Source organism: Hydrogenophaga sp. GW456-12-10-14-TSB4, from assembly GCF_059424305.1.
Genome location: NZ_JBWKZH010000027.1, coordinates 14,843 through 40,315, shown reverse-complemented (window position 1 = coordinate 40,315; position 25,473 = coordinate 14,843). Strand labels below are relative to the sequence as shown.

The following is a 25,473-nucleotide window of genomic DNA, read 5'->3' as shown; positions in this document are numbered from 1 at the left end:
TCGTCTCGGCCAACCCGACCGGCCCGCTGCACGGGGGCCACGGCCGCCAGGAAGTGCTTGCGATGAATCTTCACGGGAAGTCTCCTTCTAGGGTGGTTCTGAGGGTCAGTGTTGGTAGCCGAGCACGCCGGGCAACCAGGTGGAAAACGCGGGAACGAAAGTGAGCAGCATCAGCACGGTGAACAGCGCGACCAGCATGGGCACCATCTCGCGCACCATGGGGCCCATGCGAACGCCCGAGACGGCGGAGGTGACGAACAGCAGCCCGCCCACCGGCGGCGTGACCATGCCCAGCGTGAGGTTCACGATGACCACGATGGCGAAGTGCAGGGAGTTCAACCCGGCCGCCTCGGCCAAGGGGCCGAGGATGGGCACCATGATCATCACGCCCGGCAAGGGCTCGATGAAGATGCCCACGAGCAGCAGCAGCACGTTGATGGCGATCAGCAGCTCGATCGGCGAGAGCGCCATGCCGGCGATCCACGCGGCCATGGTCTGCGGGATCTGGCCCACGGTGAGCACCCAGGCGAACACCGCCGAGGTGGCGACGATGAACAGGATGGAGGCCGTCATCAGCGCCGATCGGAACAGGATGGCAGGCAGCATGTCCATGCGCAGCGTGCCGTAGACGAAGCGGCCCACCAGCAGCGCATAGAGCACGGCGGCGGCCGAGGCCTCGGTGGGCGTGAAGATGCCCAGGTGGATGCCGCCCAGGATGATCACCGGCAGCATCAGCGCCGGCAGCGCGCGCCAGAACAGGCGCAGCAGCGGTGCCGGGTCGAGCAGCTCGGGCGAGGAGCGGTAACCGCGCCGCACGCTCACGATGTGGTTCACCACCATCAGCGAGAGCGCGATCAGGAAGCCCGGCACCACGCCGGCCAGGAACAGGCCGGTGATGCTCACGCTGTTGTCGGTCATCGCGTAGACGATCATGATGATCGAGGGCGGGATGATCGGGCCGACGATGGCGGTGCTCGCGGTGAGCGCGGCGGCATACGAATCCTTGTAGCCCGCCTTGCGCATCATCTTGATCAGCATGGCACCGGGGCCCGCCGCATCGGCCAGCGCCGAACCGCTGATGCCCGAGAAGAAGGTGAGCGTGAGGATGTTGGCGTGGCCCAGGCCGCCGCGGCGCATGCCCACCAGGCGCGCGGCGAACTTGAGCAGCACGTCGGTGAGCGCGCCGCCCGTCATGAGCTCGGCGGCGAGGATGAAGAAGGGAATCGCCATCAGCGGGAAGCTGTCGAGCCCGCTGAAGAGGTTCTGCATCACCACCAGCGAGGACAGGCCGGGCTTGAGCCAGACCGCGACCAGGCCGGCGATGAGCATCGCGAAGGCAATGGGTGCGCCGATCACCATCAGCGCCAGAAAGACCAGACCGAGAACCGTCGTCATCGCAGGCCCTCCGGCTTCACAGGGCCTGCGGGTCGAAACCTTCGACCCGGTCCCACTCGCCCAGCACGATCCACTGCCGCGCCACCATCGCCAGGTGCACCAGCATCAGCGCCGCGCCCAGCGGCAGCGCGAGGTACACCTTGCCCAGCGACCAGCCCAGCACCGGCGACTCCTGGTACCAGGCGAACTCCACGTATTCGATGCCCAGCCAGACCAGCGTCACCAGCGTGGCCGCGACGATGGCCACGATCAGCACGCGCAGCAGCCGCGCCAGGGGCAGCGGCACCGAGGCCTGCAGCGTGTCGATGGCGATGTGGCCGCCCACGCGCAGCGCAGGGCCGGCGCCGATGAAGGCGGCCCAGATCATCATGTAGCGCGTGGCCTCTTCCACCCAGGTGAAGGAATGGCTGAAGGCGTAGCGCGCGAACACGTTGCCGATCACCAGCGCGGCCATCACCCCCAGCAGCACGATGAGCACCCAGCGGTTGGCGGCGAGGAAGGCGTGCGCCAACGGGTGCGCGGGAGAGGAAGGGGCGGGCGGTGAACTCACGTGAATGTCTCCGGGTTGCTCAGCTTGACGTGTCGGCCGCCATGGTATCTGATATCTCAGATGTTAAATCAGCAATAACCCTATACTCTTCGCCACACGAGACCGACCACCCCATGAACACCGCCCTGGAACTGCAACGCCCCCGACTGCTCACCGACGTGGTCGCCGAGCGGCTGCGCGAGGCCATCGTCAAAGGCGACCTCAAGCTCGGCGAGCAGGTGTCGGAAGCCCAGCTGGCCCAGCGCATGGGCGTGAGCAAGACGCCGGTGCGCGAGGCCCTGCTGCGGCTCAAGAGCGAGGGCCTGGTGGAGATCCACCCGCAGCGCGGCACCTTCGTCTTCACGCTCTCGCCGCAGGAGCTGTCGCATTTGCTGCAGTTCCGCGCGATGGTGGAGACCGAGGCGCTGCGCGAGGCCATGCAGTCCCACCCGCGCGAGCTGCTGCAGCGCATGGCGCAGTGCGTGAAAGAGATGAAGACCGCCGAGCGCGCGAAGGACCTGCCCGCGCTCGCGCGCATCGACATGAGCTTCCACCAGGCTTTCTTCGAGAGCTGCGACAACCACTACCTGCGCGCCAGCTACGAGCTGCTGCGCTACCAGCTCACCGCGCTGCGCCACCGCTCGCCCATCAGCAACGCGGTCTCCAGCCACCAGGTGCTGGTGGACGCGGTGGAAGACCACGACGCCGAAAAGGCCAGCACCCTGCTGCGCGGCCACGTGCTGGAAAACGAGCCGCGCTACCTGCTGGCCTGCGGCATCGCGTGACAGCGCGGGCGGCGGGCCTTCAGTACAATCGCCGACCCCTCACCCCGCGCTTACCCCATGCAGTATTCCGTTTCGCACCACAAGCTCAAGCTCATCCTGGCCGCCCATGGCCTCAAGCCGGGCGATGCCGGCGGCATCGACGCGCTGTTCGGCGGCAAGGACGGCTATTACTGGTTCGGCACCGTGCGCGACCTCTGCCCCGAAGGCAAGACGCTGTCATGGGAGAACCAGTACGCCATGGTCAATGCGATCCAGGCGCACGAAAACGCCACGGCCGAAGAGGACGAGATGAAGCCCCAGGTGCCCAGCGCGGCCAACATCGCGGCCCTTTCCAAGCTGCTGGCCGACCCGCTCTGAATCAGGGCCGCTTGAAGCGCCGGCGCGCCTGCGCGGCCTGCGCACGCACCACGCAAGCCTCGGCGTGGTCGTTGATCAGGCCCATGGCCTGCATGAAGGCAAACACCGTGGTCGGGCCGACGAAGGCCCAGCCCAGTTTCTTCAAATCCTTCGAGAGGCGCACGGAGGCTTCCGAGGTGGAAACCGTCTGTGGCTCACCCAGCTCCGCCTCGTCCGGTTCGTAGCGCCAGAAGAACGCCGCCAGCGAACCCTCGGCCTTCACCATCGCCTGCGCGCGCTGCGCGTTGTTGATCACCGCCTCGATCTTGCCGCGGTGGCGCACGATGCCCTCGTCGCCCAACAGGCGTTCCACGTCCTTGGGCGTGAAGCGGGCGACGCGGTTGAAGTCGAAGCCGTGGAAGGCGGCGCGGAAGTTCTCGCGCTTGGCGAGGATGGTGCGCCAGCTCAGGCCCGACTGGAAACTCTCCAGGCACAGCTTCTCGAACAGCCGGCGGTCGTCGTCCACGGGGAAGCCCCATTCCCGGTCGTGGTAGGCGAAGAACTCGGGCGCGGCGGCGCACCAGCGGCAACGGGGTTGGCCGTCGGGGCCGTCAACGGTGGTGTTCATGGAGGGGCTTTCTTCAATCGAGGGGCCAGGGCAGGTCGCGCTGCAGGGCCGGTGGCCCGTCGGGCACCTTTGGGGCCTCCTGGCCGGCGCCCAGCGCGCGCCACCAGGGCAGCACCACCTCCAGGTGGGCCGGCTCCACGGCTTCCCCCAGCCGGGGCATCAGCAAGGGCGTGCCCTGCCCTTGCGCCAGTTGCAGCAAGGTCTCCACCGGTTCGTCCCAGGCGTGCATGGCCAGGCTGAAAGTGCCCCAGTGCACCGGCAGAAAAGCCCCACCGCCCAGCAAGGCGTGCGCCTTCAGGGCATTGGCCGGCCCGAGGTGTATGTCGCCCCAGGCGGGGTGGAAGGCACCCACCTCCAGCATGACCAGATCGAACGGCCCGAGGCGCTCGCGGATCTCGGCGTACTCGGTGGTCAGGCCGGTGTCTCCGCTGAAGAACACGCGGTGCCGCTCGCTGGCGATGACCATCGACGACCACAGCGTGGCGTTGCGGTCCTTGAAGCTGCGGCCGGAAAAGTGCTGCGACGGCGCCGCCGTGACCGTGATGCCGGTGCCGGGCACGCGGTGGCTGTCCCACCAGTCCAGCTCGGTGATGCGCTCGGCCGCCACGCCCCAGGCCTGCAGGTGCGCGCCCACGCCCAGCGAGGTGACGAAGGGCACGCGGCTGTGCCGCGCGAGCGCGCGGATGGTGGGGTAGTCCAGGTGGTCATAGTGGTCGTGCGAGATCACCACCACGTCCACCTCGGGCATCTGCCGCAGCCGCAAGGGCACGGGCTGGAAGCGCTTGGGACCGAGCAGCCGGAACGGCGAGGCGCGCGTGCCCCACACCGGGTCGGTCAGCACCCGGTGGCCGTCGATCTCGATCAGCACCGTGGAATGCCCCAGCCAGGTGGCGCGCAGGCCGCTCTGGGCCGCTCGGCCCCAGCGCTCGCGCGGGTCCAGCGAAGGCAGTGCGGCGCCCGGCAGGCGCCGGTCGCCCGCGCTGAGGAATTCCTTGAGCGTGGGCCGGGGCACGGAAGGGTCGCGCAGCCCCGGCAGCACCGGGTGCACGTTGCGAAAACCCGTGCCGTCCCACCGGGGCGAAGCGCGCATGCGCTCCAGGCGCTCGCCCTGCGCCCGTCTGCCAAAACTGTTCATGGGGTCACTCCTTTCGCGCGAGCCCGGCCATACTCCGGCATCCCGCCGACCAGGACCACACTACCATGCCTCTGTTCGCAGCCACGGTTTTCCTGTCCGCTTTCCTGCTGTTCCAGATCCAGCCCATCGTGGCCAAGATGATCCTGCCGTGGTTCGGCGGTTCGTCCTCGGTCTGGACGCTGTGCATGGTGTTCTTCCAGGTGGAGCTGCTGCTGGGCTATGCCTATGTGCACCTGGTGCATGAGAAGCTCAGCCCCCGGCGCCAGCCCTGGGTGCACGGCGCGCTGCTGCTGATCAGCCTGGCCACCCTGCCGGTGGTGGCCGACCCCTCGTGGAAACTCGACGCCCAGGCCCACCCGACCTGGAGCGTGCTCGGCGTGCTGGCCACCACCGTGGGTGTGCCCTACCTGCTGCTGTCCACCACCGGCCCGCTCATGCAGGCCTGGTACGCGCGCGCCTTCCTGGCCCGGGGCGCGCAGCCCTACCGGCTTTACGCGCTGTCCAACCTGGCGTCCATGCTGGCGCTGCTGTCCTACCCGGTGCTGGTCGAGCCGGCGCTGGCGGTGACACCGCAGGCCTGGGTCTGGTCGGCCGGTTATGCGCTGTTCGTGCTGGTCTGCGTGGCCACGGCGGGTTACACGGTGCGGCGGCAGAACGGCGCCACCGCCCACACCGCACCGCTCGAAGACGCGCCCCGCCCGAGCTGGCGCGAGTGCCTGCTGTGGGTCGGCCTGGCGGCCACCGCCTCCATGCTGCTGCTGGCCATCACGCGACACCTCACGCAGGACGTGGCGCCCGTGCCCTTTCTCTGGGTGCTGCCGCTGGCGCTCTACCTGCTGAGCTTCATCCTGTGTTTCGACGCGCCGCGCTATTACGTGCGCCCGCTCTTCCTGGGTCTCCTGCCGCTGGCCTTCCTGGCGCTCGATGTCGCGATGAACCAGGGCCTGGACGTGCCGGTGCTGGTGGCCCTGCTGTGCGCGGCGGTGTTTGTGTTCTGCATGGTCTGCCACGGCGAGCTGGTGCGGCGGCGCCCGCCGCTGCGCCACCTCACGCTGTTCTACCTGATGCTCTCGGTGGGGGGCGCGCTGGGCGGCCTGTTCGTCGGCCTGGTCGCGCCGGTGGCCTTCAACGCCTACTTCGAGCTGCCGCTGGGCCTGTTTCTGTGCGCGCTGCTGATGGTGCGGGTGCTCTGGCCCGGGCTGCGCTGGCGCTGGCGCGGCGCCCTGCTGCTGGCCCTGCTGTTCTACGGCGTTCGCCTGGCCAGCCTCTCGCTGGACGATGTGCGGGGCTACACCGAGGTGGTGCGCAACTTCTACAGCCAGACGCGCATCGACGAGAGCGTGGACGAAGACGGCCTGGGCCCGGTGCGCAAGATGGTGCACGGCAGCATCACGCACGGCGAGCAGTACCTGAACCACCCCAGGCGCGCCACCGCCTACTACTGCGAGCGCACCGGCATCGGCCGCGCGCTGCTGAGCCTGCCCACCGACCGGCCGCGCAAGCTGGGCGTGGTGGGCCTGGGCGCGGGCACGCTCGCGGTGTACGGCCGCGCGGGTGACGAGATGCGCCTGTACGAGATCAACGACCAGGTGCTGGACCTGGCGCGGCGGCATTTCACGTTTCTGGCCGACAGCGCGGCGCGCACCGTGCCCGTGCTGGGCGACGGCCGCCTGATGCTGGAGGGCGAGCCCCCGCAGGCCTTCGACCTGCTGGCCATGGACGCGTTTTCAGGCGACTCGATTCCCACCCACCTGCTCACGCTCGAGGCCTTCCAGGCCTACCAGCGCCACATGCGGCCGGACGGGCTGCTCGCGGTGCACATCACCAACACCTACCTGGACCTGCGCCCGGTCATGGCCTCGGCCGCGCAGCACATGGGCAAGGTGGCGTTGCTGCTGGAACTGCCCTCGGGCCATGGCGACCCGTTCTGCCGGCGCTCCTCGTGGGTGGTGTTCGTCAACCCCGCACAGGCGGCGAACCTGCCGCCGGTCTTGCAGGGCGCTCAGGTGCTGCAGCCCCGGCCGGGTTTCCGGCCGTGGACGGACACCTTCTCCAACCTGTTCGACATCCTGATCTGAGTTGCATTCTTTTTCAAATGCGCGGCGCCGGCTTCACGACTTCGCGTCGGGCGGCGGCGTGGTCACGACCTGGCCGTCCTTCACCGGCAGCGTCGCGCCGGGCTTGAACGAGGTTCGCACCGTGCCGTCCTTGCCGTCCAGGCGGTAGGTCACCTGGTAGCCGCTGAGCTTCTGCGACTTTTCGTTCACGGTTTTGCAGCGCCGCTCCACCGAAGCGACCGTGTCCTTCTGCTGCATGTTCTTCTGCACCTGGTTGCCGGCGTAGCCGCCAGCCGCGGCACCGGCCACGGTCGCCAGCGTCTTGCCGCTGCCGCCACCAATCGTGCTGCCCAGCAGGCCGCCGGCCACGCCGCCGATCACCGAGCCGGCGATGCGGTGCTGGTCCTTCACGGGCGCCTGCCGCTGCACCGTCACGTCCTCGCAATGCTCGCGCGGCGTGACCACTGTGGCCATGACTTCCTTCACCTCGACAACCTCGGCGACTTTGGGTTTCATGAGCGTCTGGTAGCCGGTGACGCCGCTGGCGCCGATGACGACCGTGGCGAGCCCGCCGACGACCAGGCCCTTCATCATTGATTTGTCCATGTTTGCATCCTGCCTTTCTGTGGAATCCATCTTGCGCGGCAATCTATCGCTGTTCTGTCGTGTTCTTGTGACAAAGCGTGTCCGCGTACACTCTGCCCTGCTCCGGGGTGCACGGACTCGAAAGGGTCCGGCGCTGAGACGGCTTGACGGCCGAACCCGTGAACTTGATCCGGTTAGTACCGGCGAAAGAAGAGCGCATGCCCCACGGCGGCATGCGGGTGCGGCCCTTCCCCCTGCGGAAGGGCGGCGCCTGCGCACGCGGTCACTGGGGCGGTCCTCCGGAGCATTCGTCCATGCCCATCCACCGGAACCGGAGACCGCCACCATGAATGCCCCCGACAAGATCCCCACCGCGTCCCTCGCCCTCAGCCGCGAGCCCTTTCCCGCTTCCCGCAAGATCCACGTGAGCGGCCAGCAGCCCGGCGTGAGCGTGCCCATGCGCGAGATCGCGCTCACCAACGGCGAGCGCGTCGTGGTCTACGACACCTCGGGGCCCTACTCGGAGCCGACGGCCGCGATCGACGTGACACGCGGCCTGCCCGACGTGCGCGGCGCGTGGATCGCCGCGCGCGGCGACACCGAAACCTATGCCGGCCGCGCGCGCCAGGCGCTGGACGACGGCGTGAAACACGAAGCCCGCGATGCCGAACGCATCGAGGCCTTGCGCGCCTCCGCCACCGGCCTGCAGCGCGCGCCGCGCCGCGCGCGCAGCGGCCTGAACGTGACGCAGATGCACTACGCGCGCCGCGGCATCGTCACGCCCGAGATGGAGTACGTGGCCGTGCGCGAGAACGGCCAGCGCGAATGGATGGCCGAGTACCTGGGCGATGCGGCGCGCGAGGCGCGCCTGCGCGGCAACCCCATGGGCGCGCGCATCCCCGAGATCATCACGCCCGAGTTCGTGCGCGACGAGGTGGCGCGCGGCCGCGCCATCATCCCGGCCAACATCAACCACCCCGAGGTGGAGCCGATGGCGATCGGGCGCAATTTCCTGGTCAAGGTCAACGCCAACATCGGCAACTCCGCCGTCACCTCCAGCATCGAGGAGGAAGTGGACAAGCTGGTGTGGGCGATCCGCTGGGGCGCGGACAACGTGATGGACCTTTCCACCGGCCGCAACATCCACACCACGCGCGACTGGATCGTGCGCAACTCGCCGGTGCCCATCGGCACAGTGCCGATCTACCAGGCGCTGGAGAAGGTGGGCGGCGTGGCCGAAGACCTGACCTGGGCGATCTACCGCGACACGCTGATCGAGCAGGCCGAACAGGGCGTGGACTACTTCACCATCCACGCCGGCGTGCGCCTGCCCTTCATCCACCTCACCGCGAACCGCCGCACCGGCATCGTCTCGCGCGGCGGCTCCATCATGGCCAAGTGGTGCATCACGCACCACCAGGAGAGCTTTCTCTACACGCACTTCGACGAGATCTGCGAGATCATGAAGGCCTACGACGTGAGCTTCTCGCTCGGCGACGGCCTGCGCCCCGGCAGCGCGTCCGACGCCAACGACGAGGCCCAGTTCGCCGAACTCAGGACCCTGGGCGAGCTCACGCAGACCGCGTGGAAGCACGACGTGCAGACCATGATCGAAGGGCCGGGCCACGTGCCGATGCACCTGATCCAGGCCAACATGGACGAGCAGCTCAAGCGCTGCCACGAAGCGCCGTTCTACACCCTGGGCCCGCTCACCATCGACATCGCGCCGGGTTACGACCACATCGCCTCGGCCATCGGCGCGGCCATGATCGGCTGGATGGGCACGGCCATGCTCTGCTACGTCACGCCCAAGGAGCACCTGGGCCTGCCCGACCGCGACGACGTGAAGCAGGGCCTGATCGCCTACAAGATCGCGGCGCACGCGGCCGACATCGCCAAGGGCCACCCCGGTGCCCGAGCGCGCGACGACGCCATGAGCAAGGCGCGCTTCGAGTTCCGCTGGCACGACCAGTTCAACCTCGGCCTGGACCCGGACACCGCGCGCGACTTCCACGACGAGACCCTGCCCAAGGACAGCAGCAAGGAAGCCCACTTCTGCAGCATGTGCGGGCCGAAGTTCTGCTCGATGAAGATCACGCAGGACGTGCGCGACTACGCCGAACAGGGCATGGCCGGCAAGTCGGCCGAGTTCAAGGCCGCCGGCGGCGAGTTCTACGTGCCGGTGCCGTCGATCCCGATCAAGGCCGGCGCCTAAACTTCTCACCATGACCGACGACGACCTGCCCCCGCTGAACCCCACGCCGCCCGGCCTGTACCGCCACTACAAGGGCGGCTGGTACGAGGTGCTGGACACCGTGCGCTGCAGCGAAACCCTGCAGGGCATGACCCTGTACCGCGCGCTCTACGGCGGCTGGGGCCTGTGGGTGCGGCCGGCGGCGATGTTCGCGGAGGTGGGCGCGTTCGAGGGCCGTGAGCAGCCGCGCTTCACGCGGCACGACCCGGGCCTGGTGCCGCTGGCCGATCTGCCCACCGCGCAGGCGCTCGTCGCCCACCTGCGCGGCCTGGCGCAGCGCCAGGGCCTGGACCTGGACAGCGCCCTGCGCCCGCCGCCGCCCGAGCCCGACACCTGCTGCGGGCGCGGCTGCAACGGCTGCGTCTGGGAGGGTTTCTACACCGCCCTTCACCACTGGCGGGAGGACGCGCTGGCCCGCCTTTTGTGACATTTGACCGGCCCCGGGCCCGGGCGGCGCCTCGGCCCGGGGCCCTTCCGTATACTGGCCGGGGTACACAACCAGCGCCCGGACTCCGCGCCCGGGACGCGACCGATTCAACAAGGGAAATCGAGTGAGCCAATCGAACATCGGCGGTTTCCGCATCGCAGGCATCAGCACGTGCCTGCCTCCGATGGTCGTGGACAACCTCGATCCGGCCCTGGGCTTCCCGCCGGAAGACGTGCGCAAGGTGGTGGCCATGGCCGGCGTGCGCGAGCGCCGGGTGGTGGACCCGTCGATCACCTCCGCCGACCTGTGCTTTCGCGCCGCCACGCGGCTGATGGAGCGCCTGGGCTGGGCTCCCGACACGGTGAGCGCGCTGATCTTCGTCACCCAGACGCCCGACCACTTCCTGCCCTCCACCAGCTGCCTGCTGCAGCAGCGCCTGGGCCTGCCCGACAGCTGCGCCGCGTTCGACGTCGGCCTGGGCTGCTCCGGTTACCCCTACGGCCTGTACATCGCCGCCGCGATGCTGCGCGCCGGCGGCCACCAGCGCGTGCTGATGCTGCACGGCGAAACGCCCAGCCGCTTCGTGAGCCCTGAAGACCAGGCCACCGTGCTGCTGTTCAGCGACGCCGGCTCGGCCACCGCGCTGGAACTGGACGACACACCCGGCGCCGGCGGCCAGTTCGTGCTGCACACCGACGGCAGCGGCGCCAATGGGCTGATCCTGCGCGGCGGCGCTTTCCGCGACCGCGAGCCCGCCAACCCGCGCCACCACTTCCTGGAAATGGACGGCGCGGCCATCTTCAACTTCACCATCAAGCGCGTCCCGCCACTGATTGCCGAAACGCTGGCCTTCGCCGGCAAGGCCGTGGCCGACGTGGACGCCTTCGTGTTCCACCAGTCCAACCGCTTCATCATGAAACACCTGATGAAGAAAAGCGGGTTGCCGGACGATCGGGTGCCGATGTCGATCGAGGACAGCGGCAACTGCGGCGGCCCCTCGGTGGCCGTGGCGATGACGCGCCGGCTCGCCCCGCCCGCACCGGGGCAGCGGCTGCACTGGATGCTGCTGGGCTATGGCGTCGGATTGTCATGGGGCGCGGCCATGATCCAGATCGACGACCGCACCGTGCTGCTGCACGACGACGGCGAAGGCCTGTCGTCATTGAATTGAGGTTTAACCGATGAGCGAACCAGCCAAGACCCAGGTCTCCGTGAGCGATGCCCTCGCCATGCTCGCGGAGTGCTTCAACCTGCCCGTCGAGGAGGTGCACGCCGATCTGGAGCGCGACGCCATCGACGACTGGGACTCCATGGGCGCCCTCATGCTGATGGCCGAACTGGACGAGCGCTTCGGCATCGAGCTCACCGCCGAGGTCTCGCGCGAGATGACCCGCATCGGCGATGTGCTGGCCTTCCTCAAGGTGCACGGGGTGCTGAGTGAAAACGCCTGATGTCCGGCGCTCCGTGGCGCCCGCCCCCCGCCTGCCCGAGCACGAGAAGCTCGGCCGGCTGGTGGCGCGCAGCCTGGGGCTGGACGCCACGGCGCTGCAGCTCGGCCTGAACCCGGCCCTGCTCGCCGACCTGCCCGACGTCATCGCGCTGCGCCGTGAGCACCTCAACGGCAGCTGGGACGACGACACCTACCTGCGCTGGCGCTACCGGCTCGGGCGCGCCGCCGGCGGCTTCGGCGACCTGTGGTGCCTGCGCGCCAAGGGCCGCCTGCTGGCCATCATCGGTGTGGAAGAACTGCGCGTCGAGCACGACGGCCAGGCGCTCGCGGGCGCACAGGTCATGGACCTGCTGGTGCGCCCCGAGGCGCAGGAGTCCGGCCTGGGCATCTGGCTCAACCAGGCCATGCTCGCGCGGTACGACTTCACCCTCGCCGTGGGCGCCAACCAGAACTCTGCCGGCATCGTGCGCCGCATGTTCGAGGCCCTGCCCTCGCGCCTGACCTTCACGCACCCGCTGGACCTCGCGCCCTTCGTGCGTCGGCGCTGGCCGGCCGTGGCCGGCCTGCCCCTGGCCATGCGCGTGGCCAATGGCGGCCTGGCCCTGCGGCGGCTGGCGCTGCGCCGCCACCGGCCGCGCGGCCTCACGCTGGAAAACACCACCCGGCTCGACCCGGCACTGGCGGTGCCCGACACCCCCGACCCCACCAGCGTGCACCTGCGGCACGACAGCGCCTACCTGCAGCAGCGCCTGCTGGGCAACCCCCGGCGCCCGCTCGTGATGCGCGTGGCGCGCCGCGAGGGCAAGGTTGTGGGCCTGATCGCCTGGGCGATGGAAACCGACGACTGCGGTCGGCCCGAACTGCACGTGATCGACTGGCACCACGACAGCGACGCCACCCTGCTCGGCCTGCTGCACGACGCGGTGCGCGAAGCCGCCGCCCGGCGCTGCAGTTGCGTGCGCCTGAACCTGCAGGACAGCGCCACGCAGCGCGTGGCCACGCGTGCGGGCTTCCTGCCCTCGCGCGGCGACGAGGGCCGCCTGTGCGGCGTGCAATCGCGCGACCCGGCCCTGGCCAAACGGCTGGCCAAGGCGCGCTGGGGCCTGACCGACGCGAGCGACGACAGCGATGCGCTCTGAGCCGCCACACACCGCCGAAAAGGCCTGACCATGTGCGGCATCGCTGGCCTCTTCAGCCCCCGGCGTGCCCCTGAACGGGCCGAGCTCGACGCCATGATCGGCACGCTGGGCCACCGCGGCCCCGACGGCCGCGGCACCTGGGTCGACGGCCCGATCGGCCTGGCCCACGCCCGGCTCGCCATCATCGACCCCGAAGGCGGTGCCCAGCCCATGGGCAGCGCCGACGGGCGCGTGCAGCTGGTCTTCAACGGCGAGATCTTCAACTACATCGAACTGCGCGAAGAACTGCGCCAGGCCGGCCACCGCTTCGTCACCGACTCCGACACCGAGGTGCTGCTGCAGGCCTACCAGGCCTGGGGCGACGCCTTTCTCTCGCGCCTGAACGGGCAGTTCGCCCTCGGCCTGTGGGACGGCCGGCGCCAACGCCTGCTGCTGGCGCGCGACGGCGTGGGCATCCGCCCGCTGTTCTGGACCCGCGTGGGCCCGCGGCTGGCGTTCGCCTCCGAAGCCAAGGCGCTGTTTGCGCTGCCCGAGGTGCCGCGCGGGCTGGACCCCGCCGGCCTGGCCGCCACCTTCGGCTGGTGGGCGCCGCTCGCACCGCACTCGGCCTTTGAAGGCATCCACTGCCTGCCGCCCGGCCACTGCCTCGCGGTGGACGCACAGGGCGAAACGCTCACGCGCTGGTGGGACTGGGACTTCCCCGTCACCGACCCCTTCGCACCGGTGGACGAAGGCGCGCTGGCCGACGAGCTGCACGCCCTGCTGGTGGACGCGGTGCGCCTGCAGCTGCGCGCCGACGTGCCGGTGGGCGCCTACCTCAGCGGTGGGCTGGACTCGTCCATCCTCACGACCATCATCCGCCGCCACACCGACACGCCGCTGCGCAGCTTCTCGCTCACCTTCGACGACGCCGAGTTCGACGAAAGCGAACACCAGCAGGCCATGGTGCGGCACCTGAACACGCAGCACTCGTCCATCGGCTGCGGCCGGCACCACATCGCCGCCGAGTTCGCGCGCACCGTGTGGCATGCCGAGACCCCGCTGGTGCGCACCGCCCCCACGCCCATGCTGCGCCTGGCCGACAGCGTGCGCGCCGCCGGCTACAAGGTGGTGCTCACCGGCGAAGGGGCCGACGAAGTCTTCGGCGGCTACGACCTGTTCAAGGAAGCGAAGATCCGCCGCTTCGTCGCGCAACGGCCCGACTCGCCGCGCCGCGCCCGCGTGGTCGAGCGGCTCTACCCCTGGCTGGCGCGCTCGCCCGGCGGCTCCAACGCGATGTCGCAGCGCTTCTTCACCGACAGCACCGTGCCCGGCGACGACGCCGTCTTCGCGCACCAGACCCGCCTGTCCACCACGCGGCGCGCCTGGGCCTTCTTCACGCCCGAGCAGCAGCAGGCCCTGGCGCGGCACGACCCCGCCGCCCAGTTGCGCGCGCGCCTGCCCGACCGCTTCCACCAGTGGCTGCCGATGGCGCGCGACCAGTACGTGGAAGCGCACACGCTCATGAGCGGCTACCTGCTGGCCGCGCAGGGCGACCGCATGGCCATGGCCGCGTCGATCGAAGGGCGCTACCCCTTCCTCGACCCGCGCGTGATCGCCTTCGCCGCCCGCCTGCCGCCGCGCCTGAAGATGCGCGGCCTGTGCGAAAAGCTGCTGCTGCGCGAGGCCTTCGCGCACGAGCTGCCGCCGCAGATCGGCCGCCGCACCAAGCAGCCCTACCGCTCGCCCGACAGCGCCAGCTTCTTCGAGGCCGGCAAGCCGCTGCCCTGGGTGGCCGAGCTGCTGAGCGAGGCCCGCGTGCGCGACGCCGGCCTGTTCGACGCGCCCGCCGTGGCGCGACTGAGCGCCAAGTGCGCGGCCGGCCGCGCCATCGGCTTCGCCGACAACATGGCCTTCGTGGGCGTGCTCTCCACCCAGCTGCTGCACGAACAGTTCGTGCGGCCCGCCACCCCGGCGCTGGAGCTGGCATGAGCGCACTCGCCTTCCTGCCCGGCCCCTTCGTGCACAGCGCCTTCGATGCGCGCTGCCTCGAAGTGCCCGACAAGACCGCCGTGGTCGCAGCCGACCGCGAGGTCAGCTACCGCGAGCTGAACGAGCGCGTGAACGGCGTCGCCAACGCGCTGCACGCGGCCGGCATCGGCGCGGGCGAGCGCGTGGTGCTGCTGCTCGACAGCGGCGTGGACTACGTGGCCGCGCTGCACGCGGTGTGGCGCCTGGGCGCCGTGGTGGTGCCCCTGGGCCCTCAGACCAAGGCCGCCAAACTCGCCCACGTGCTGGCCGACACCGGCGCGCGCGCCCTGCTCACCCAGGCCTCGCTGGCCCCGGCGTGGGCCGGTCTTTCAACCGCCCCCCTGGTGTGGGCCCAGGGCGACACCGCCGCCCAGCCCTGGCCGCAACCCGCCGCCATGGCCGCCGTCTGCGACGGACCCGGCAACGCCGGCGATCTCGCCACCTTGCTCTACACCTCGGGCACCACCGGCGTGCCCAAGGGCGTGATGCTCAGCCACGCCAACATGCTCGCGGCCTGGCGCGCGGTGCAGGCCTACCTGCACCTGGCGCACGACGACGTGATCGGCCTGGCCCTGCCACCCACCTTCAGCTACGGCCTGTACCACGTGCTTATGGGCCTGGGCATCGGTGCCACGCTGGTGCTGGAGAACACCGCCGCCTTCCCCATGCGGCTGCTGCAGCGGCTCGCGGCACAGCGCGTCACCGTGTTCCCTGGCGTGCCCACGCTTTGGGCCAGCCTGCTCGCGCTGGACCTGAGCGCACACGACCTGAGCGCGCTGCGCCTGATCACCAATGCCGCCGCTGCCCTGCCCGCCGCGCACACCGCGCAACTGCGCGAGCGCCTGCCGAACGCGCGGCTGCTCCTGATGTACGGCCTCACCGAATGCATGCGCGCGAGCTACCTGCCGCACGAGGAAGTGGACACCCGGCCCGAGAGCGTGGGGCGCGGCATCCCGCACCAGGCACACTGGCTGGAAGACGAGCACGGCCAGCGCCTGCCCCACGGCAGCACCGGCGAACTCGTGGTCTGCGGCGCGCACGTGAGCGTGGGCTACTGGAACGCGCCCGCCGGCCAGCCCAGCCGCCTCGCGCCCGGCCCGTGCCCGGGCGAGCACACCCTGCGCACCGGCGACGTCTTCCGCAGCGATGCCGACGGCTGGCTCTACTGCGTGGGCCGCACCGACGACATGTTCAAGTCGCGTGGCGAGAAGGTCTACCCGCTGGAGGTGGAACACGCCATCTGCGAACTGCCCGGCGTGCGCGAGGCCGCCGTCATCGGCACGCCCGACGAACGCCTGGGCCTGGCGGTGAAAGCCTTCGTGCGCCTGCGCGAGGGCGCGACGCTGAGCGAACGCGAGGTCATCCGCCACTGCCTGGCCCGGCTGGAGAGCTGGATGGCGCCCAAGACCGTGGCCTTCGTCGACGAACTGCCGCTCACCGAATCCGGCAAGCTGCGCCGGCGCGACCTGGCCTGACGTTTTCTTCTTTCAACCTTGCAACCAACGGAACCCCATCCATGAGCACCATCAAGGCCGACGTGCGGCGCTACATCGAAGAGAACTTCCTGCTCGGCGCCGGCGCCGTCTCGCCCAGCGACGACGACTCCTTCCTCGAGCACCAGGTGCTGGACTCCACCGGTTTCCTGGAACTGGTGGCGCACCTGGAAGAGACCCACGGTTTCAAGATCGGCGACGACGAGATGGTGCCGGAGAACCTGGACTCGCTGAACGCCATCGAAGCCTTCGTGCAGCGCAAACAAGGGGCGGCCTGATGAGCGCCGTGCCCCTGGGCCCGGAGTCCCTGGCGCTGGACTGCGAGGCCGAGCTCGCGCGCATCTCTCAGTGGATTCCGCAGGTGCTCACGCAGAAGTTGCGCCGGCGCGGCCTGGTGGTGGCCATCAGCGGCGGCATCGACAGCTCGGTGTGCGCCGCGCTCTCCGTGCGCGCGCTGGGCGCGAAGAAGGTGTTCGGCCTGCTGCTGCCCGAGCGCGACTCCAGCGGCTTCAGCACCGAGCGCGGCCGCCAGCTGGCCGAGCATCTCGGCATCGAATACCAGGTGCACGACATCGCGCCCGCGCTGGAAGCCCTGGGCTGCTACCAGCAGCGCGACGAGGCCATCCGCCGCGTGGTGCCCGCGTACAGCGAAGGCTGGAAAAACAAGATCGTGATCGCCGGCGGTGTGGAAGGTGGCATCAACTTCTTCAAGCTGGTGGTGCAGTCGCCCGACGGTGAACAGCAAAGCGTGCGCCTGCCGCTGCGTGAGTACCTGCAGATCGTGGCCGCCACGAACTTCAAGCAGCGCGTGCGCAAGACCATGGACTACTACCACGCCGACCGGCTCAACTACGCCGTGGTGGGCACGCCCAACCGGCTGGAATACGACCAGGGCTTCTTCGTGAAGAACGGCGACGGCTCGGCCGACCTCAAGCCCATCGCGCACCTCTACAAGACCCAGGTCTACGCCATGGCACGCCACCTCGGCCTGCCCGACGCGATCTGCAACGCCGTGCCCACCACCGACACCTACACCCTGCCGCAGGGCCAGGACGAGTTCTACTTCGCGCTGCCTTATGCGCAGATGGACATTGCGCTGTGGGCGTTGGAACACGGCCGATCGGCCGAAGAGCTCGCGGTCGCGCTGAAGATGACGCCGGCCCAGGCGCAGCGCGTGTACGACGACATCCGCGCCAAGCGCCGTGCCACCGAATACCTCGCCGCCGCGCCGGAGCTGCTGCCGGGCTGAGGGCCGTTCAGAACAGCTCCTGCTGCGCGCGCAGCGCCTGCGGCTTGAATTGCGAGGTGTCCAGCGGTTCGCGCTCGGTGTTGAAGCCCAGTCGCGCGCAGGTCTTGTCGAAGCGCTGACGGATCAGGTCGGCCCAGATGCCGCTGCCGCGCATGCGCTGCGCGAAGTCCGCGTCGTAGTCCTTGCCGCCGCGCATCTCCTGCACGCGCGCCATCACGCGCAGGGCGCGGTCCGGATAGTGCAGGTCCAGCCACTGGCGGAACATCGGGCTCAGCTCCCACGGCAGGCGCAGCACGGTGTAGAAGGCGCGCCGCGCCCCGGCGTCCCACGCGGCTTCAAGCACCTGCTCCATGTCGTCGGTGATGAAGGGGATCTGCGGCGCCACGCTCACGCCCACCGGAATGCCCGCGTCGGCCAGCGTGCGCAGGATGCGCAGGCGCCGGTGCGGCGCCGCTGCGCGCGGCTCCAGCGCCCGGGCCAGCCTGGCGTCGAGCGAGGTGATGGTCACGTAGACCGCCGCCAGGCCTTGCGCGGCCAGGGGCGCGAGGATGTCGATGTCGCGCTCCACGCCGCTGCCCTTGGTGACGATGGCCAGCGGGTGTTTCGCCTGCGCCAGCACCTCGAGCGCGGCCCGGGTGAGCCTGAGCTCGCGTTCGATGGGTTGGTAGGCGTCGGTCACGGTGCCGATGGCCAGCAGGCCGGGCACGTGGCGCGGGCTGGCGAGTTCGCGCCGCAGCACCTCGGCAAGGTTGCGCTTGGCGATGATCTTGGTCTCGAAGTCCAGCCCGGGCGAGAGGTTGAGGTAGCTGTGCGTGGGCCGCGCGTAGCAGTACGTGCAGCCGTGCTCGCAGCCCCGGTAGGGGTTGAGACCGAGCGTGAAGCCCACGTCGGGCGAGTCGTTCTTGGTGATCGCGCTCTTGCAGTCCTCCCAGCTCACCTCGGTGGCCGGGGGCGCCGCGCCTTCGCGGGCTTGAGCGGCGTCGTCCAGCGCGCCCCAGCCGTCGTCGAACGCCTGGCGTTCGTCGCGCAGGAAGCGGTGCGGCTGCTGGTGGCTGATGCCCCGGCCCTTGATGGCCTGAATCGGAATGTGGACGTTCGGCATGGGATGACCACTGTACACAAAAACAGTGCTAGAGTGTGGCGCTTCAGGAGGCTCCATGTCCCTTTCTTCCCAGGCGGTCGGTACCGCCGACCCCATCGTGTCCGTGCGAGGCGTGAGCAAGACCTACGCGGGCGGTTTCCAGGCCTTGAAGCGCGTCGATCTCGACATCCGCCGGGGTGAGATCTTCGCCCTGCTCGGCCCCAACGGCGCGGGCAAGACCACGCTCATCAGCATCGTCTGCGGCATCGCCAACGCGAGCGAAGGCGTGGTGATCGCCGACGGGCACGACACCGTGCGCGACTACCGCGCGGCGCGCGCGGCCATCGGCCTGGTGCCGCAGGAACTGCACACCGACGCCTTCGAGTCCGTCTGGGCCACGGTGAATTTCAGCCGGGGCCTGTTCGGCAAGGCGCCCGACCCGGTCTACATCGAGAAGGTGCTGCGCGACCTCTCGCTCTGGGACAAGAAGGACAACAAGATCCTCACGCTCTCGGGCGGCATGAAGCGGCGCGTGCTGATCGCCAAGGCGCTGTCGCACGAGCCCAAGATTTTGTTCCTCGACGAGCCCAGCGCGGGCGTGGACGTGGAGCTGCGGCACGACATGTGGCGCATGGTGCGCGAGCTGCGCGACCGCGGCACCACCATCATCCTGACCACGCACTACATCGAAGAAGCCGAGGACATGGCCGACCGCATCGGCGTCATCAACCGCGGCGAACTCATCGTGGTGGAAGACAAGGACGTGCTCATGCGCAAGCTCGGCAAGAAGCAGCTCACGATCACGCTGCAGCACCCGCTGGATCGCCTGCCCGAGGCGCTGGCGCGCTGGCCGCTCGAACTGACCGGCGCCGGGCACACGCTCACCTACACCTTCGACACCCAGAAGGACGAGACCGGCATCGCCGAGCTGCTGCGCACGCTGCACGCACAGGGCATCGACTTCAAGGACCTGCAGTCCAGCGAAAGCTCCCTCGAGGACATCTTCGTGAGCCTTGTCCACAAGAAGCAGGAGGCCTGAACATGAGTCTGAACATCCACGGCATCAAGGCCATCTACCGCTTCGAGATGGCGCGCACCTTCCGCACCATCACGCAAAGCATCCTCGCGCCGGTGCTCACCACCTCGCTCTATTTCATCGTCTTCGGCACCGCGATCGGCTCGCGCATGGGCGACATCGACGGTGTCACCTACGGCGCCTTCATCATCCCCGGCCTGGTCATGCTGTCGCTGCTGAGCGAGAGCATCTCCAACGCTTCCTTCGGCATCTACATGCCCAAGTGGTCGGGCACCATCTACGAGCTGCTGTCCGCCCCGGTGTCGTGGATCGAGGTGCTGCTGGGCTATGTGGGGGCCGCGGCCACCAAGTCCGTCATGCTCGGGCTGCTGATCCTGCTCACGGCGCGCGTGTTCGTGCCGTACCACATCGCGCACCCGGTGTGGATGCTCGGCTTCCTGCTGCTCACCGCCGTCACCTTCAGCCTGTTCGGTTTCATCATCGGCCTGTGGGCCGACAACTTCCAGAAGCTGCAGGTGATCCCGCTGCTGGTGGTGACGCCGCTGACCTTCCTGGGCGGCGCGTTCTACTCCATCAACATGCTGCCGCCGCTGTGGCAGACGGTCTCGCTGGTCAACCCGGTGGTCTACCTCATCAGCGGCTTCCGCTGGGCCTTCTACGGCGTGGCCGACGTGCACATCGCCGTGAGCACGGGCATGACCCTGGTGTTCATGGCGCTGTGCCTGGGCTTCATCTGGTGGGTGTTCCGCACCGGCTACAAGCTGCGCCGCTGACGGGAGCCCAGGCCATGAAGCCCGGCATCAGCGTCATCACCCTCGGCGTGGACAACCTCGAGCGCGCGGTGGCCTTCTACCGCGACGGCCTGGGCCTGACCACCCAGGGCATCATCGGCACCGAGTTCGAGCACGGGCCGTGGCTTTCTTCAACCTGCAGAACGGCCTGAAGCTCGCGCTGTGGCCGCGCCGCAGCCTGGCGGCCGACACCGGCCTGCCGCTGCTCTCACCCACCGCGCAGGCGTCGAGCGCGCTGGAACTCTCCCTGGGGCACAACGTGGATTCGCGCGAGGACGTGGAGGCCGTGCTGCGGCAGGCCGTCGATGCTGGCGCGCGCGTCGTCAAACCCGCGCAGGACACGTTCTACGGCGGCTACGCCGCCTACTTCCAGGACCCGGACGGGCACCTGTGGGAGGTGGTGTTCAACCCGGGGCTGGCCGAGCTGGGCTGACTAGACCCCGTTCTCGCGAAGCACCAGCACATCGGCGTTCTCGGGGTTCGCCTGCCCGTGGGAACGGACGGCGGCGTTGGGGCTGGTGCGAGCGACCTGGTTGTGGTGGCCGTTGACGCTCACCTGGTTGTGGTGGCCCATGACGTTCACGCTGTTGTGGTCACCGCTGACACTCACATGGTTCTGGTCACCGATGACGTTCACGCCACCGCGATCTAGATCGAGCGTGCTCAGCTCGCGCCACAGGTCTTCACCGGTCAGGCGAAGGGCGATCTGCTTGCGGATCCGGTCCGTGTGGGTGAAGCAGCAGGAACCCGTCGGTTGATGCTCCCTGAGTGCCTTGGCGTACAGGCTGAGGGTCTGGGCCGCCAGCCACTTGTTCTGCGACAGCGCGGCGTCCATGCTCTCGCGGATGGCGCTTTCATCGCCGCTGTCGATGCCCCTGAGCCAGTGCCCCTTGAGCTGACCTTTGCTCAGTTCAGCGATTTGGTTCAGCCGCTCGAAGAACAGCTGGTGCACGTCCAGCGTGGACCGCTTGTCCATCCGCACGTCGTCGGCGCTGAGCGAGGAGTTGCTGGGCCAGCCGACGCTGCTGGAATGCACAAAAGAATCAAGGGAACGGTTGATCATGGGCAGGTGAGTGCCCATCTCATCCGGAAAGTTCGGCGACCTCTGCGCCAGGCCTCACCGCACAGGCGTCAGGCGGCCTGCCTGGCCAGTGCCACCGCGTCCGCGCCCGCTGGGTAATGCAATCGGGGTGAGGCGTCGTTCGCGGCCAGCCACACGGCCTCGGCCACGTCCGACTCCCGTGTGAACGCGGGCGTGGCGCCAAGGGTGGCGAAGATGCTCTGCGCATACGGCGCATAGGCCTCGGGGATCAGCCCCTGCATGCGCTGCGCGCCGTTCTCGGTGAAGCGCGTGGTGGGGGCGTAACCCGGCTCGACCAGTTTCACACGCACGTCGAAGGCCTGCAGCTCGTGCGCGAGCGAGGCGGTGAAGCCCTCGATGGCGGTCTTGCTCGCGGTGTAGGCCGCCACCAGCGGCATGGGCGCGAGCGTCGCGCTGGAGGTGACGTTGACCACCCGCCCGGCGCGGCGTTCGCGGAACTGCGGCAGCACCGCCTGCGTCATCGCCATGGTGCCGAAGGTGTTGGCCTCGAAGATCTCGCGCACGGTGGCCAGGGGCGTGGCCTCGAAAGCGCCGAACAGGCCCAGGCCGGCGTTGTTCACCAGCACGTCGATGGGCCCGGCGGCCTGCAGGGCGCTGGCGATGCTGGCCGGGTCGGTCACGTCCAGCGGCAGGACGGTCAGGCGCTCCGACGCCGGCAGCAGGTCCCAGCGCGGCGTGCGCATGGTGGCCACCACGTGCCAGCCCTGGGCCAGAAAGTGGCGCGCGGTTTCGAGGCCGTAACCGGACGAGCAGCCGGTGATCAAAACGGTTTTCATCAGAATGTCCTTGGAAATGAAGTGAAGAGGGTTGCCACGATATCGCGATGAAACAGGACTTACTACAATCAAAAGTCCATCAATCATTCGCTAAAGTCCAATCATGGTGGACCCCCTCGCCGACGTCATCGCCTTGCTGCGGCCCCGCGCGGTGTTCTCGAAAGTGATCAGCGGCGCCGGGGCCTGGGGCGTGCGCTACTCGGCTTTCGGGCAGCCCAGCTTCTGCACCCTGCTGGAGGGCCGCTGCCTGCTCGCCGTCCAGGGCCAGGAACCCATCACCCTGGAGGCGGGCGATTTCGTGTTGATGCCGGCCACGCCGGGCTTCACGCTCTCGGGTTTCGAGCCGGTGGTGCCGGTGGCGATCGACGCCCTGCAGGCCGCCGGCGTGGAAGGCGATCTGCGCCATGGCCGGCCCGATGGCCCGCCGGACGTGCGCATGCTCGGCGGTTACTTCGCCTTCGGCTCGCCCGATGCGGCCCTGCTGGTCTCGCTGCTGCCCGCCCTGCTGCACGTGCGTGGCATCGAGCGCCTGTCGGTGCTGGTGCGGCTGGTGCGCGAGGAATCGACCGAACAGCGCCCGGGCCGCGAGCTGGTGCTGGGCCGCCTGGTGGAGGTGCTGCTGATCGAGGCGCTGCGCTCCACCACCGGTGAGGGCGCCCCACCCGGCCTGCTGCGTGGCCTGGCCGATGCGCGGCTGGCGGCGGCGATGCGCCTCATGCACGGCGAGCCCGCGCGCGCCTGGACGGTGGAGGAGCTCGCCCGGCAGGCGGCGCTGTCGCGCTCGGCCTTCTTCGACCGCTTCTCACGCGCCGTCGGCCTGCGCCCCATGGAATACCTGCTGGCCTGGCGCATGGCGCTGGCCAAGGACCTGCTGCGCCGCGAGGGCATGGCGTTGGTGGAGGTGGCCGAACGGGTGGGCTACAGCTCGGCCAGCAGCTTCAGCACCGCCTTCAGCCGCCATGTGGGCCTGGCGCCGGGCCAGTATCAGAACAGCACGCGGCAACGCAGCGTGCCCGGCACATCGAGCAGGCGGGCCAGCGCGATGTCCGAATAAGCCGCATCGACATCGATCACGACATAGCCCACCTCGCCCCGGGTCTGCAGGAACTGCCCGGCAATGTTGATGTGGTTGTCGGAGAACACCTGGTTGATGCGGGACAAGACGCCCGGCACGTTCTGGTGCACATGCAGCAGTCGGTGATGCCCGGGATGGGCCGGCAGCGCCACCTCGGGGAAGTTGACCGACGAGGTCGTGGTGCCGTTGTCGCTGTACTTCACCAGCTTGGCCGCCACCTCCACGCCGATGCTTTCCTGCGCTTCCTTCGTCGAGCCGCCGATGTGCGGCGTCAGAATCACGTTGTCCAGACCCCGCAACGGCGACTCGAAGAGGTCGTCGTTGCTGCGGGGCTCCTGGGGAAACACATCGATCGCCGCACCCAGCAGGCGCTTCTGCCGAATGGCTTCGGCCAGGGCCTCGATCACCACCACCTGGCCGCGCGCCGCATTGATCAGCACCGCCTCGGCTTTCATCAAGGCCAGCTCGGTTGCACCGATCATCCATTGCGTCGCGGCGGTTTCCGGTACGTGCAGGCTCACCACGTCGGCCTGCCTCAACACATCGGCCAGGCTCGACACCTGGCGCGCGTTGCCCATCGGCAGCTTGGTGACCACATCGAAAAACACCACCTGCATGCCCAGCGCTTCCGCCAGCACCGACAACTGCGCGCCAATGGAGCCATACCCCACGATGCCCAGCGTCTTGCCCCGGATCTCGTAGGAATGGCTGGCCGATTTGAGCCAGCCACCCCGGTGGGACACCGCGTTTTTCTCGGGGATGCCGCGCATCAGCAGAATCGCCTCGGCCAGCACCAGCTCGGCCACCGACCGGGTGTTGGAGAACGGCGCATTGAACACCGCCACGCCACGCGCACTGGCCGCGCTCAGATCGACCTGGTTGGTGCCGATGCAGAAGCACCCCACGGCCGCCAACCGCTGGGCATGGGCCAGCACCTCGGCGGTCAGCTGGGTGCGGGAACGGATGCCCAGGAAATGCACGTCGGCGATCCGGCGCTTGAGCTCTTCCTCGGGCAGCGCGCCGGGCAGGCTCTCGATCTGGCTGTAGCCAGCGGCACGCAGCACCTCCACCGCAGAGGGGTGCACGCCCTCCAGCAGCAGGAATTTGATCTTTTTCTTGTCGATCGAGGTCGGGTTGACGACTTCGGCAATGGGCGATGCGGGCAGGTTCATGGATGAAAAATATAGGCGGATTTGATCGGCACAGTGGGCGTAGGCTCAATCCGTCGAACCGACGCGCTCGATCTCGGCCCGGACATGCCGATCGAGCAGCGCCTGCTCGAAATCGGCGGGTGGCACGGGCTCGAACAGCTCGGCCGCCGGCGGCCCCATCAGCGCGAGGCTGTGTTGCCGCACTTTGCTCAGCAGGATCGCCAGGTCGTGGTCCAGCGTGGCGGGCTCGATGGTGCCGGCCCGCAGGTCGTCGCGCAGCCACTCGCCGAACTGCAGCTCGCGCCGCGCGGGATGCCGCCAGGGCTGAAGGTTTGCAACCCGCCGTCCATGGCCGAGCCGAACAGGTGGATCGCCTCCAGCGTTTCGCCCAGGTGGCGCTCCAGCACGGCGCGGGTGGCCGCAAGCTGTGCGGAGATCCCGTCGGGCGCGTGGCTCATTTCTTCTGCCGCGCCGCCTTGGGCTTGCTCGCCGGCTGCTTGAGCTGAGCGCTCGCCTGCTCCAGCCACAGCAGGGTGTCGGCGTGCGCCATGAAACGGCGCAGGTAGTCCGGCGAGAGCTCTCGCATCAGGCCCAGGGTGCGCAGCACCAGCATGTGCGAGTTGAGCGGGCCGGCGTTTTCCGGGCCGCGCTGCACGGCCTGCACCACCTCGTCTTCGGCGCACAGGCGCGACCAGGTTTCGCGAAAGGCCTGCGCACTGCGCAGCTCGGGGCGGCCGGCGGCGGTGCCCGGCGCCTGGCTGGCGATGTGCTGGTTGAGCTGACCCAGCGGCGTCAGCGGCTTGGGCGGTGGCGCGCGCGGGCGCCGCAGCGGCAGGGCAGGTGCCACCGTTTCGGGGGCATCGGATTCGACAGCCGCCGGTGGCAGCTTCGCCCGCAGCACGTTTTGCACCGACTCGGGCGCGGCCTGCAGGCGGCGCGCCAGGGCGGCCACGTAGTGGGCTTGCACGGCGTCGGCGTGGCGGCTCACG

General features: G+C 69.2%; 25 protein-coding genes, 3 pseudogenes and 1 riboswitch. Of the genes and pseudogenes, 17 read left to right on the top strand and 11 right to left on the bottom strand.

The annotated features are described in order from the left end of the window. Nucleotides 1-105: 105 nt before the first annotated feature. Both AC07ZS_RS14735 and AC07ZS_RS14730 read right to left on the bottom strand, forming a co-directional pair. On the bottom strand, nt 106-1,395 hold the full coding sequence (locus AC07ZS_RS14735; RefSeq protein ID WP_494799283.1) for a TRAP transporter large permease: 1,290 nt from the start codon (nt 1,393-1,395) through the stop codon (nt 106-108). Between the two features lie 16 nt (nt 1,396-1,411). Next, a complete protein-coding gene (locus tag AC07ZS_RS14730; protein ID WP_494799282.1) occupies nt 1,412-1,945 on the bottom strand; it encodes a TRAP transporter small permease in 534 nt (177 codons plus the stop codon). 113 nt (nt 1,946-2,058) lie between these two features. On the opposite strand from AC07ZS_RS14730, the gene AC07ZS_RS14725 reads away from it, so the two are divergent. Next, a complete protein-coding gene (locus tag AC07ZS_RS14725; protein WP_494799281.1) occupies nt 2,059-2,709 on the top strand; it encodes a GntR family transcriptional regulator in 651 nt (216 codons plus the stop codon). A gap of 57 nt (nt 2,710-2,766) precedes the next feature. Next, nucleotides 2,767-3,066, top strand: a complete 300-nt coding sequence (locus tag AC07ZS_RS14720; RefSeq protein WP_291116509.1) for a hypothetical protein — start codon at nt 2,767-2,769, stop codon at nt 3,064-3,066. Between the two features lies 1 nt (nt 3,067). Here AC07ZS_RS14720 and AC07ZS_RS14715 read toward each other — a convergent pair whose 3' ends face one another. Both AC07ZS_RS14715 and AC07ZS_RS14710 read right to left on the bottom strand, forming a co-directional pair. After that, nucleotides 3,068-3,673, bottom strand: a complete 606-nt coding sequence (locus tag AC07ZS_RS14715; protein WP_494799280.1) for a DNA-3-methyladenine glycosylase I — start codon at nt 3,671-3,673, stop codon at nt 3,068-3,070. A gap of 13 nt (nt 3,674-3,686) precedes the next feature. Beyond that, a complete protein-coding gene (locus AC07ZS_RS14710) occupies nt 3,687-4,808 on the bottom strand; it encodes an MBL fold metallo-hydrolase (RefSeq protein ID WP_494799279.1) in 1,122 nt (373 codons plus the stop codon). Nucleotides 4,809-4,873: 65 nt separating this feature from the next. On the opposite strand from AC07ZS_RS14710, the gene AC07ZS_RS14705 reads away from it, so the two are divergent. After that, nucleotides 4,874-6,886 carry a spermidine synthase gene (locus AC07ZS_RS14705; protein ID WP_494799278.1) on the top strand — a complete coding sequence of 671 codons (2,013 nt, stop codon included), beginning with the start codon at nt 4,874-4,876 and terminating at the stop codon, nt 6,884-6,886. A gap of 33 nt (nt 6,887-6,919) precedes the next feature. Here AC07ZS_RS14705 and AC07ZS_RS14700 read toward each other — a convergent pair whose 3' ends face one another. Continuing rightward, nucleotides 6,920-7,471: a glycine zipper 2TM domain-containing protein gene (locus AC07ZS_RS14700; RefSeq protein WP_494799277.1), complete on the bottom strand. Its 552-nt coding sequence runs from the start codon at nt 7,469-7,471 to the stop codon at nt 6,920-6,922. 93 nt (nt 7,472-7,564) lie between these two features. Beyond that, nucleotides 7,565-7,679, top strand: a riboswitch (TPP riboswitch). 117 nt (nt 7,680-7,796) lie between these two features. Between AC07ZS_RS14700 and thiC the strand changes: the two genes are divergently transcribed. From thiC to nadE, 10 genes and pseudogenes are all read left to right on the top strand, one after another. After that, nucleotides 7,797-9,665, top strand: a complete 1,869-nt coding sequence (gene thiC, locus AC07ZS_RS14695) for a phosphomethylpyrimidine synthase ThiC (RefSeq protein ID WP_494799276.1) — start codon at nt 7,797-7,799, stop codon at nt 9,663-9,665. 10 nt (nt 9,666-9,675) lie between these two features. Further along, nucleotides 9,676-9,903: pseudogene (locus AC07ZS_RS14690) on the top strand (DUF1653 domain-containing protein); the annotation flags it as partial. Nucleotides 9,904-9,918: 15 nt separating this feature from the next. Then, on the top strand, nt 9,919-10,131 hold the full coding sequence (locus AC07ZS_RS14685) for an oxidoreductase-like domain-containing protein (protein ID WP_494799313.1): 213 nt from the start codon (nt 9,919-9,921) through the stop codon (nt 10,129-10,131). A 124-nt stretch (nt 10,132-10,255) separates the two neighbouring features. Next, entirely contained in the window at nt 10,256-11,302 is a 1,047-nt protein-coding gene (locus AC07ZS_RS14680; RefSeq protein WP_494799275.1) for a 3-oxoacyl-ACP synthase III family protein, read from the top strand. Nucleotides 11,303-11,312: 10 nt separating this feature from the next. Further along, on the top strand, nt 11,313-11,582 hold the full coding sequence (locus AC07ZS_RS14675; protein ID WP_494799274.1) for an acyl carrier protein: 270 nt from the start codon (nt 11,313-11,315) through the stop codon (nt 11,580-11,582). A 13-nt stretch (nt 11,583-11,595) separates the two neighbouring features. After that, a complete protein-coding gene (locus AC07ZS_RS14670; RefSeq protein ID WP_494799273.1) occupies nt 11,596-12,720 on the top strand; it encodes a hypothetical protein in 1,125 nt (374 codons plus the stop codon). Nucleotides 12,721-12,750: 30 nt separating this feature from the next. Continuing rightward, complete coding sequence (gene asnB / locus AC07ZS_RS14665; protein ID WP_494799272.1) at nt 12,751-14,691, top strand: asparagine synthase (glutamine-hydrolyzing); 1,941 nt, start codon at nt 12,751-12,753, stop codon at nt 14,689-14,691. Beyond that, a complete protein-coding gene (locus tag AC07ZS_RS14660; RefSeq protein WP_494799271.1) occupies nt 14,688-16,205 on the top strand; it encodes a class I adenylate-forming enzyme family protein in 1,518 nt (505 codons plus the stop codon). The genes asnB and AC07ZS_RS14660 overlap by 4 nt, the downstream gene beginning before the upstream one ends. Before the next feature lie 41 nt (nt 16,206-16,246). After that, nucleotides 16,247-16,501 carry an acyl carrier protein gene (locus AC07ZS_RS14655; RefSeq protein ID WP_494799270.1) on the top strand — a complete coding sequence of 85 codons (255 nt, stop codon included), beginning with the start codon at nt 16,247-16,249 and terminating at the stop codon, nt 16,499-16,501. After that, nucleotides 16,501-17,472: an NAD(+) synthase gene (gene nadE / locus AC07ZS_RS14650; RefSeq protein ID WP_494799269.1), complete on the top strand. Its 972-nt coding sequence runs from the start codon at nt 16,501-16,503 to the stop codon at nt 17,470-17,472. The genes AC07ZS_RS14655 and nadE overlap by 1 nt, the downstream gene beginning before the upstream one ends. A 7-nt stretch (nt 17,473-17,479) precedes the next feature. Here the strand turns inward: nadE and AC07ZS_RS14645 are convergent, their stop codons facing one another. Further along, nucleotides 17,480-18,574 carry a PA0069 family radical SAM protein gene (locus AC07ZS_RS14645; RefSeq protein WP_494799268.1) on the bottom strand — a complete coding sequence of 365 codons (1,095 nt, stop codon included), beginning with the start codon at nt 18,572-18,574 and terminating at the stop codon, nt 17,480-17,482. 55 nt (nt 18,575-18,629) lie between these two features. Between AC07ZS_RS14645 and AC07ZS_RS14640 the strand changes: the two genes are divergently transcribed. The 3 genes and pseudogenes from AC07ZS_RS14640 (at nt 18,630) to AC07ZS_RS14630 (ending at nt 20,813) form a co-directional block, all read left to right on the top strand. Beyond that, nucleotides 18,630-19,592 (top strand): ABC transporter ATP-binding protein, encoded by a 963-nt coding sequence (locus tag AC07ZS_RS14640; RefSeq protein WP_494799267.1) that lies wholly within the window; start codon nt 18,630-18,632, stop codon nt 19,590-19,592. An 8-nt stretch (nt 19,593-19,600) separates the two neighbouring features. Beyond that, a complete protein-coding gene (locus tag AC07ZS_RS14635; protein WP_291116570.1) occupies nt 19,601-20,362 on the top strand; it encodes an ABC transporter permease in 762 nt (253 codons plus the stop codon). A gap of 14 nt (nt 20,363-20,376) precedes the next feature. Continuing rightward, nucleotides 20,377-20,813, top strand: a pseudogene (locus tag AC07ZS_RS14630) (VOC family protein). Here the strand turns inward: AC07ZS_RS14630 and AC07ZS_RS14625 are convergent. Then, the gene (locus AC07ZS_RS14625) at nt 20,814-21,443 is read right to left on the bottom strand and encodes a hypothetical protein (protein ID WP_494799266.1); all 630 of its coding nucleotides are present in this window, start codon (nt 21,441-21,443) and stop codon (nt 20,814-20,816) included. It abuts the pseudogene before it with no gap. A 68-nt stretch (nt 21,444-21,511) separates the two neighbouring features. After that, on the bottom strand, nt 21,512-22,258 hold the full coding sequence (locus tag AC07ZS_RS14620) for an SDR family oxidoreductase (protein ID WP_494799265.1): 747 nt from the start codon (nt 22,256-22,258) through the stop codon (nt 21,512-21,514). A 103-nt stretch (nt 22,259-22,361) separates the two neighbouring features. Here AC07ZS_RS14620 and AC07ZS_RS14615 point away from each other — a divergent pair, with 103 nt between their 5' ends. Beyond that, entirely contained in the window at nt 22,362-23,312 is a 951-nt protein-coding gene (locus tag AC07ZS_RS14615) for an AraC family transcriptional regulator (RefSeq protein WP_494799264.1), read from the top strand. Here the strand turns inward: AC07ZS_RS14615 and serA are convergent. The 3 genes and pseudogenes from serA to AC07ZS_RS14600 form a co-directional block, all read right to left on the bottom strand. After that, on the bottom strand, nt 23,243-24,505 hold the full coding sequence (serA, locus tag AC07ZS_RS14610) for a phosphoglycerate dehydrogenase (protein ID WP_494799263.1): 1,263 nt from the start codon (nt 24,503-24,505) through the stop codon (nt 23,243-23,245). The two genes, AC07ZS_RS14615 and serA, sit on opposite strands and share 70 nt — an antisense overlap. Nucleotides 24,506-24,595: 90 nt before the next feature. After that, nucleotides 24,596-24,942, bottom strand: a pseudogene (locus AC07ZS_RS14605) (AadA family aminoglycoside 3''-O-nucleotidyltransferase); the annotation flags it as partial. Further along, entirely contained in the window at nt 24,939-25,472 is a 534-nt protein-coding gene (locus AC07ZS_RS14600; RefSeq protein ID WP_494799262.1) for a DUF2894 domain-containing protein, read from the bottom strand. The gene AC07ZS_RS14600 and the pseudogene AC07ZS_RS14605, both read right to left, overlap by 4 nt. Between the last annotated feature and the right edge of the window lies 1 nt (nt 25,473).